9 protein-coding genes are annotated in these 6,568 nt (G+C 66.5%); 1 reads left to right on the forward strand and 8 read right to left on the reverse strand.

What is annotated here, in order from left to right; translation table 11 throughout:
* Genes AB0280_RS16575 through AB0280_RS16590 form a run of 4 tightly spaced genes read right to left on the reverse strand, consistent with a single transcriptional unit; the run spans position 1 to position 2,557 of the window.
* Entirely contained in the window at positions 1-870 is an 870-nt protein-coding gene (locus AB0280_RS16575; protein ID WP_224026213.1) for an HNH endonuclease, read from the reverse strand.
* Positions 871-921: 51 nt separating this feature from the next.
* The gene (locus tag AB0280_RS16580; RefSeq protein ID WP_159631839.1) at positions 922-1,116 is read right to left on the reverse strand and encodes a hypothetical protein; all 195 of its coding nucleotides are present in this window, start codon (positions 1,114-1,116) and stop codon (positions 922-924) included.
* Positions 1,113-1,649 (reverse strand): hypothetical protein, encoded by a 537-nt coding sequence (locus AB0280_RS16585; RefSeq protein WP_224026212.1) that lies wholly within the window; start codon positions 1,647-1,649, stop codon positions 1,113-1,115. Before AB0280_RS16585 ends, AB0280_RS16580 begins: the two co-directional genes overlap by 4 nt.
* A 59-nt stretch (positions 1,650-1,708) precedes the next feature.
* Complete coding sequence (locus tag AB0280_RS16590) at positions 1,709-2,557, reverse strand: universal stress protein (protein WP_275180221.1); 849 nt, start codon at positions 2,555-2,557, stop codon at positions 1,709-1,711.
* Between the two features lie 103 nt (positions 2,558-2,660).
* On the opposite strand from AB0280_RS16590, the gene AB0280_RS16595 reads away from it, so the two are divergent.
* On the forward strand, positions 2,661-4,118 hold the full coding sequence (locus tag AB0280_RS16595) for a DUF5129 domain-containing protein (protein ID WP_366367870.1): 1,458 nt from the start codon (positions 2,661-2,663) through the stop codon (positions 4,116-4,118).
* 121 nt (positions 4,119-4,239) lie between these two features.
* Here the strand turns inward: AB0280_RS16595 and AB0280_RS16600 are convergent, their stop codons facing one another.
* From AB0280_RS16600 to AB0280_RS16615, 4 genes are all read right to left on the reverse strand, one after another.
* On the reverse strand, positions 4,240-4,512 hold the full coding sequence (locus tag AB0280_RS16600; RefSeq protein WP_159631842.1) for a YegP family protein: 273 nt from the start codon (positions 4,510-4,512) through the stop codon (positions 4,240-4,242).
* A 184-nt stretch (positions 4,513-4,696) separates the two neighbouring features.
* Positions 4,697-5,422 (reverse strand): DUF4386 family protein, encoded by a 726-nt coding sequence (locus AB0280_RS16605; protein WP_159631843.1) that lies wholly within the window; start codon positions 5,420-5,422, stop codon positions 4,697-4,699.
* Between the two features lie 46 nt (positions 5,423-5,468).
* Entirely contained in the window at positions 5,469-5,939 is a 471-nt protein-coding gene (locus AB0280_RS16610; RefSeq protein ID WP_275180218.1) for a GyrI-like domain-containing protein, read from the reverse strand.
* Positions 5,940-5,997: 58 nt separating this feature from the next.
* A partial coding sequence (locus AB0280_RS16615; protein ID WP_366367872.1) for an IS481 family transposase occupies positions 5,998-6,568 on the reverse strand: 571 nt, incomplete at its 5' end.

The raw sequence follows: 6,568 nt of genomic DNA on the forward strand, positions 1-6,568 counted from the left end.
CTACATCTGGCCGCCCTCGAGGATCCGCCGCGCATCCTCCTGCGCCCGGAGTGCCACGTCCGTGACCACCTCACCCTTCACATGCCCGGCCGCGGAGATGATGCTCCGGAGTTCGGTTACGGTCAGGGGCGGACTGGTGCTGTGCGCCACGGCATGGCAGTTGTGGCAGAGCGGAACGAGGTCGGCAACGGGGTCAAGCTGATAAGGGCCGTCAAGCATGGATGGGGGAGCCAGGTGGTGGACGCCCATCACCCCCGTCCCCGCCCCGCTGTAGGCGGACTCGAAAGAGAAGCCGCAGGAGGCGCACGACGTGCCATGGAAGGCCAGGCAGGCCCGGCGCGCATCGGGGTCCCGCTCGTAGCGGCTCACCTGGATGGTGCTGACGGCCTCCGGCGGGAGGGTCCCGCCCGCCACCTCGGCAGGGTCCGCCGTGGATGGCCCGTGGTCCCGCCACAGCCGGCGCAGTACAGGCACGGACGACGGCGGCAGGGTCACCAGGGGCGGGCCCTTCACCCTGGCACGGAGGTCATTGGGGAGGGCCCCGCCCAGGATGCCGGGACGGATCTGCTCGCCGAGCGGCAGGAGTGAATCCAAAGCGAGCGCGAAGGACCAGCCATCGGGGACGGCATCCACACCGGCGGCAGCCTGATACGGCTCGGATGTCACGAACCCGTGGCCGATCAGGCCGCTCGCGGCGTCATTGCTGCCCTCCAGGAGGAGCCAGGCCTCGGTTCCCGGACTGACGTCAGGACGGAAGCCGGTGTGCCAGCGGTCCAGGAAGGTTCCGGACCCGGAGACCTGCGCGACGGCGGCACGGTAGTTCCAGCGGCGCAGTGTGTTGGCGTCGCAGCCGAGAATTACAGCAGCCACTGTCCACCAAACCCCGCCATGCGTCGTCGACCCCCACGCTCTGAAGGCGGGTTAGATCGGTTCCTTGGCCAGTGCCTTGGTCTTTGCGGGCGTCTCGCGCCCCAGGCGTTCATCCAGGGTGACGCGCAGCCGTGCGGCGGCAACCTGGACACGGTGCTCGGCCGGGGAGGCCTTTTTCGTGGCGGGCTTGGCAGCGCTGTTCCGGGGAGCGTGGACAAACCGGTGTTCAGGCGACGTGGCGCTCATGGTCCAACCTCCTTGGTACTGTCTTCATCCGTCGTTCCATTCTCGCCTAAGTTGCCGCGGCCGTCCACGAAGGCGGGTTCCTGCCCGGAGCCGGCGTCAGCCTCAGCCTCGTCGCCGTTATCGTCTCCGTCTCCGGACACGCTCTTCCAGGCGATGTCGAACAGCTCGAGCTCCTCGTTGCGGGCCAGTTCGCTCCGGGCCAGGACTTCCAGCGTCGCCAGCCCCAGCGCCTTGGTCCCTTCATCGGGGTCGAGTGCCCGGTCCAGCGCCCACTGGGTCCGTCGCCACCACTCGGCCCGGCTGTCCGACTCGGTCTTCTGCTGAAGGGCGTTGGCGTCGGCCTCGCGCTTCTGCTCCAGCGCTGTTTTGTCGGCGGCCGTGCGCTGCTTGAGCGTGCGCCAGTTGATGTAAAAGGCCAGCAACGCGGCGATGAGGACTGCCAGGGGTCCGAGGCCGGCCAGGATGACCCACCAGTCCGCCGGGCCGGAATGGACCACGACATCCAACGGGCCGGGGGAGGGAACAGGGGTCACCCGACCAGCTTAGGCCGCAGTGCGGCCGGCAGCCGGGTCGACACCCGCAGTCCGTTGCATCAGCCGCCGTGCCGTGAGATGAGGACAGGTCCGCGGGCGTGGTGCAAAACGGCGTGTGCGGTTGAACCGATGGTCTCCCTGAGGATGCCCCGGCCCTGGGACCCCACCACAACCATCCGGGCTTCCCCGGCGGCTTTGAGGATGGCGTGCGGGACCGACGTGTCCGCAAGTACCTCACCATCCACGCGCACAAGGGGCCCTTTGGCAGTTGCGCGGTTCAGTGCGGACGCCAGGACTTCCCGGGCTTCGGCGGCGTCCCGTCCTTCAGGCAGTTGATAGCCTGCGGGCTCGTGCCGGACGTGGACCACCTTGAGGGGTGCCTGCCATGCCGACGCCAGGGCGCATGCATCATCCAGTGCCGCCGGGGAACCCGAGGCATCGACGGCGGCGACAACCGGACCGTCCGGGTGGAGTTCCGGCCGGATCACGGCAACAGGGCAGGTGGCGGTGGCTGCCAGTTCCAGGCTCACGGAGCCCACCAGGAGGCCCAGGAAGCCGCCCAGGCCGCGGCTGCCCACCACGAGCATCCGTTCACCTGCGGAAATTTCGGCCAGAAGCTGCGCGGGCAATCCGTGCAGCAGGGTGCTCCTGACCTGGAGCCCGGGTACCTCCGCGGTGGCCACCGCCACGCCCTCCTCGAGGATGGACCTGGCCGACTGTTCCAGGCCGCTGCCCGACACGCCCGGGACCGGACCGAGGTGCCGGGTCAGCAGCGGCCACAGCGAACAGTGCACCACATGGAGGGAGGAGTCGGTGGCGTGTGCGCAGCGTGCCGCCCATCGGACGGCGGCGGCAGCCTCATCCGACCCGTCAAAGCCGGCCACAATGGACCCTGACTCCTGCGTCACGTCTCAGCGCTCCTGACCATCACGATCTTCACCGGCGGGACCTTCGGCCCTTTGGCGGGCCTGCTCGTTGGTTTCATCCTGATTCTAGGCAGTGGGGAGGGACATGGGCAGCATGGTGCGCCGGATCGTGTTGATGGTGCTCGCCCTGGCTGTCCTGCTGGTGGGGGCGGCCGCGCCAGCCACCGCTGTAGCGCCGGTGGCCGTCATTGTGGAGGACACGGCAGGGGTGCTCGACCAGAACACCCTGGTGCCCGCCGTCGAACGCATCCAGTTCTACGAGCCCACCCGCGTTGCCGTCTTCACCTACAACGGCAAGGCGGAGGACAACCTCAATGAAGAGGTCCTGAAATTTGCGCGGTCCAGGCATCCTGAGTGGATCAGCCCCGACGGCCAAAAATGGGCCGACGGACTGTTCATCTTCGCGCTCGACCCCGTGGGCCGGCATGTGGGAACGTACATGGGCGAGGACCGGAAGGTGTCGCTCGAGCAACGCAGTGACATCCAGGACGCCTCCAAGGAACTCTTCCGCGACGCCCAGTGGACGGACGGAACAGTGGCCGGCATCCGCCGCGGCGCAGAGCTCATCAACCAGCCCTGGTACCGCTCCGCGGCCTTTCTGGTCACCGCCTGGGTTACCGCGGGAACCGCGGCGCTGGGCGCAGCCGCATGGCTGATTGTCCGCGCCGTGACCAGGACCGGATGCCGAAAGCAGATAGAACGCGGGGACCGCAGCTACTCCAACGTGAGCATGGACCTGGACGTCACGGAACTGAATGCCGGAACCATACCCGAGTCATCCCGCTACGGCAGTCAGGTCCTGGAGAAACACCGCACGTTCCTTAGCCGCTATGCCACCGTTACGCAGCTTTCCAACCAGGTGCACGCACTGGGCAGGCGGGCCTTGAGCAGCCGGAAGAACCTCAAGCTTGCCCGGCAGTTCGCGGACAGCGCCGCCGAGCTGGATGCCCTGGATGACGTCATCGCGGACAGCAACGCCTTCCTGAACCGCGCCGACACTTGGCCAACGGCCTGGGACCGGCAGTTGGCCCCGTTCCGCAAGGACCTGGCCGGACTGGAGCAGCTCCTGGCCAAACGCCACGGGCAGGGGGACTCGGCAACGGCTGCCGCACTGCGGTCCTTCCGCGACGAAAGCCTGCGGGAGATCGAGCAGTGGACCGCCGAACTGGCCGACCGGCGGATTAGCCCGGAAGAGGCCCTGGACCGACTCTATACGGCGCGTTCCCGGCTGTCCGAGCTGCTGGAGAACCATGCCGAAACGGTCATTCAGGGATTCGCCAGGAACGACCGCGAAGCACGCCTCATGCGCGAACAAATGGAGACGGCCCATGAGGGCACGGACCACCGCAGGCAGCGGACTTACGAACCGAGCATCCTTGGCGCGGTGTACCCGTCCTACACGTTCTTCTCCGTGGCCACGTTCAACTCCGGCTTCAATACCGGGGTCAGCAGCGTCAATTCCGCCAGGGGCGGCGGCAGCACCACCGGTTATGGCAGCAGCGGTGGCAGCTTTTCCGGCTCCGGCAGCTCATCAGGCTTCTAGCGCAGCGGATACACAGCGCTGGCGGACACACAGTAGTGGGGCCCGTCGTTGGACGTGCCCCCACTGCCTGAATGCCTGGCCTGACCGGCGGGTTCCGCCGTCGGCTCTCTACGGCCCGGACCTAGGCGGCGCCGAGGGAGTTGAGCCTGCGGGTCCCGCGGCGGACGGTGTAGCGCGGGTGCGGCGGGGTAGCGAGGAGAACGTTTGGCGGAGGTGGCGCTACGTCCTGGATCAGGCCGGTACCTGCACACTCCCGTACTTCCTCGATGGCGGCCGCGGCCGCATGCTTGTCCGTGAACTGTCCGGAAACCGCCAGCACATGTCCATCGGGCATCACAAGCCGGAACCGAATCTGTGAATCATCATCGACAAACAGTTCGAACGTACCTGCCATAAGCCTTGTTCTCCTCAATCGTCCTGCCTCCATTGGTGAGGCTGCATGCCATGCCGGTAACGGCACGGCAATACCCAGGGCGCACTACCCCATCGTGGTGCGCCTTTCGACCTAAACCACCATCTCAGAGGCCACGCGCCGGCTTTTAGGGACCAAGGTCCCTGATCACAGGTGCCCCGGGAAGTCAGGCCGTCACCCGGGACAAACGGATCAAGGCAACTCCGGTGGCAATGAACCACGCCCACAACAAGATGCCGTACCCCCAATAGAAGCCTGGGACTGCGTGGCGAAGGACCTCGCTGGCCACCCCCAGGGCACCGGTGGCGATGCCCAGCCATGCCAGATATCGCGGGAAAGATGCCTTGCCGGGCGTAAGCATCGCCAGTCCCATCAGCAGGATCCCAAGGGCGGAGAGGACGCCAACGATGGCCGGGGTGTTGTTCTCGGCGATGATTGCTTCGGCGGCGGTGGCATAGGCCCTGCGTTCCTCCTCGGTCCCGGCGGCCACGAAGCGGTCGCTGAGATAGACCAGGTTGAGGGAGCCCCGGCTGCTGACCGGAACGGCAAGCAGCAGCGCCCACGGCAGTGCACCAAAGACCAGTGCTATCAAGGGCAGGCTTTTCCGGTAGGCCGAGAGGGCCACGTAGAGGGCTGCGAAAACAAGCACGGGGAAGATGTTGGGCAGGATCCACAGGATCTGCTCGGCCACATAGCTGGCCTTGTTCGACGCGATGAACTCAAGGGTGGCCGCTCCGCCGTAAACGGGCGGGGGAGTCATGAAATCAATCACCAGGGCAGTGATCAGCAGAAACACAAACAGGATCGACGACGCCCCCGCGACGAGGAAGAGGAGCTTCCAGCCCTGTCGGTGCCCAGCGTGGCCAGTGGCGGCGCTGGCGGGACCTGGCACTATCCCTCCACGGTTCCGGCGGATTCCGGTGCGACTAATCCGGGCCTCAGGCGACCGGCCAGACCACCCTGGTTTGCCAGGTGGCAGGATCCGGCTGCTGTTCCGGATCGGTCAAGTAGTACTCCCACATGGAGTCGGCGGGGGAGGCGCCGTCGGCTTCGATGCTCTTCCTGATCGCATCGTACGTGGTGCCCAGCGTGTCGTACGGGCCCGTGTGGATGGCTTCGAAGGCATCCGTATCGGGAAGCGTGCTGCTGGCCACCTCACCGGTGCCGTGGAAATTCCCGGCGACCGGGAACCCGGCTTCGACGTCCACCGTTTCGCCCGGCATGCCGTGATACAGCGCGAACGGCGGCCCGGCCGGGCTGGCGCCCTGCATCTGGACCGCGGCCATCACGGCACCGAAGGCCCGGCCAAAGAAACTGGTCAGTGCATCCATGGGAACACGTTCGCGGACCACGGCGACGGGTTGTTCGGTGATGTGGATCTTTTGCGGCTGCTGGCCATTCTCAGTCATGCCATCAGCCTTGCCATCCGCGCCGGGAAGTGACAGGGCCATAGGACCCTAGGTGTACTCAGTCAGTAGGTTGGTTGCACCTGCTGATAGGTGGTTTGCCTCCGAGGCTGCCGTGTGGCCGGTGGTTGTTGTAGAAGTTTAGCCAGGGCTGCAGGGCGTCGACGCGGGCTTGGTTGGATGTGAAGGGTTGGCGGTAGGCCCAGCCTTCTTGGAGGGTGCGGTTGAAGCGTTCTGCTTTGCCGTTTTGCCAGGGGTGGCGGGGTTTGATCAGGATGTGTTTGGCGCCCAGGGCAGCGAGTGCGTCCTGGAAGTCGCGGGAGAGCCGGTAGGCGAAGGCGTTGTCGGTCATGACCCGTTTCACCGGTGCTCCGTTGGCGGCCATGGCGGCGGCGGCCCGGGTGAGGAACCCGGCGCAGGTCGGGCCTTTCTCGTCGGGCAGGACCTCGGCATAGGCGAAGCGGGTGTAGTCGTCCACGGCGACGTGGACGTAGTCAAAACCGACTTTCTGAGGTGATTTGCGGTGGTTGGCGCGGCTTTGCGCCGGGTCGGTCCGCCAACCGCCGCCGTCCGGGATCCGGCCTAGTTTCTTGACGTCGATGTGGATCATGTCGCCTGGGGCGTCGCGTTCG

The organism is Pseudarthrobacter sp. 902506025 (assembly GCF_040702325.1).
GTDB lineage: Bacteria > Actinomycetota > Actinomycetes > Actinomycetales > Micrococcaceae > Arthrobacter.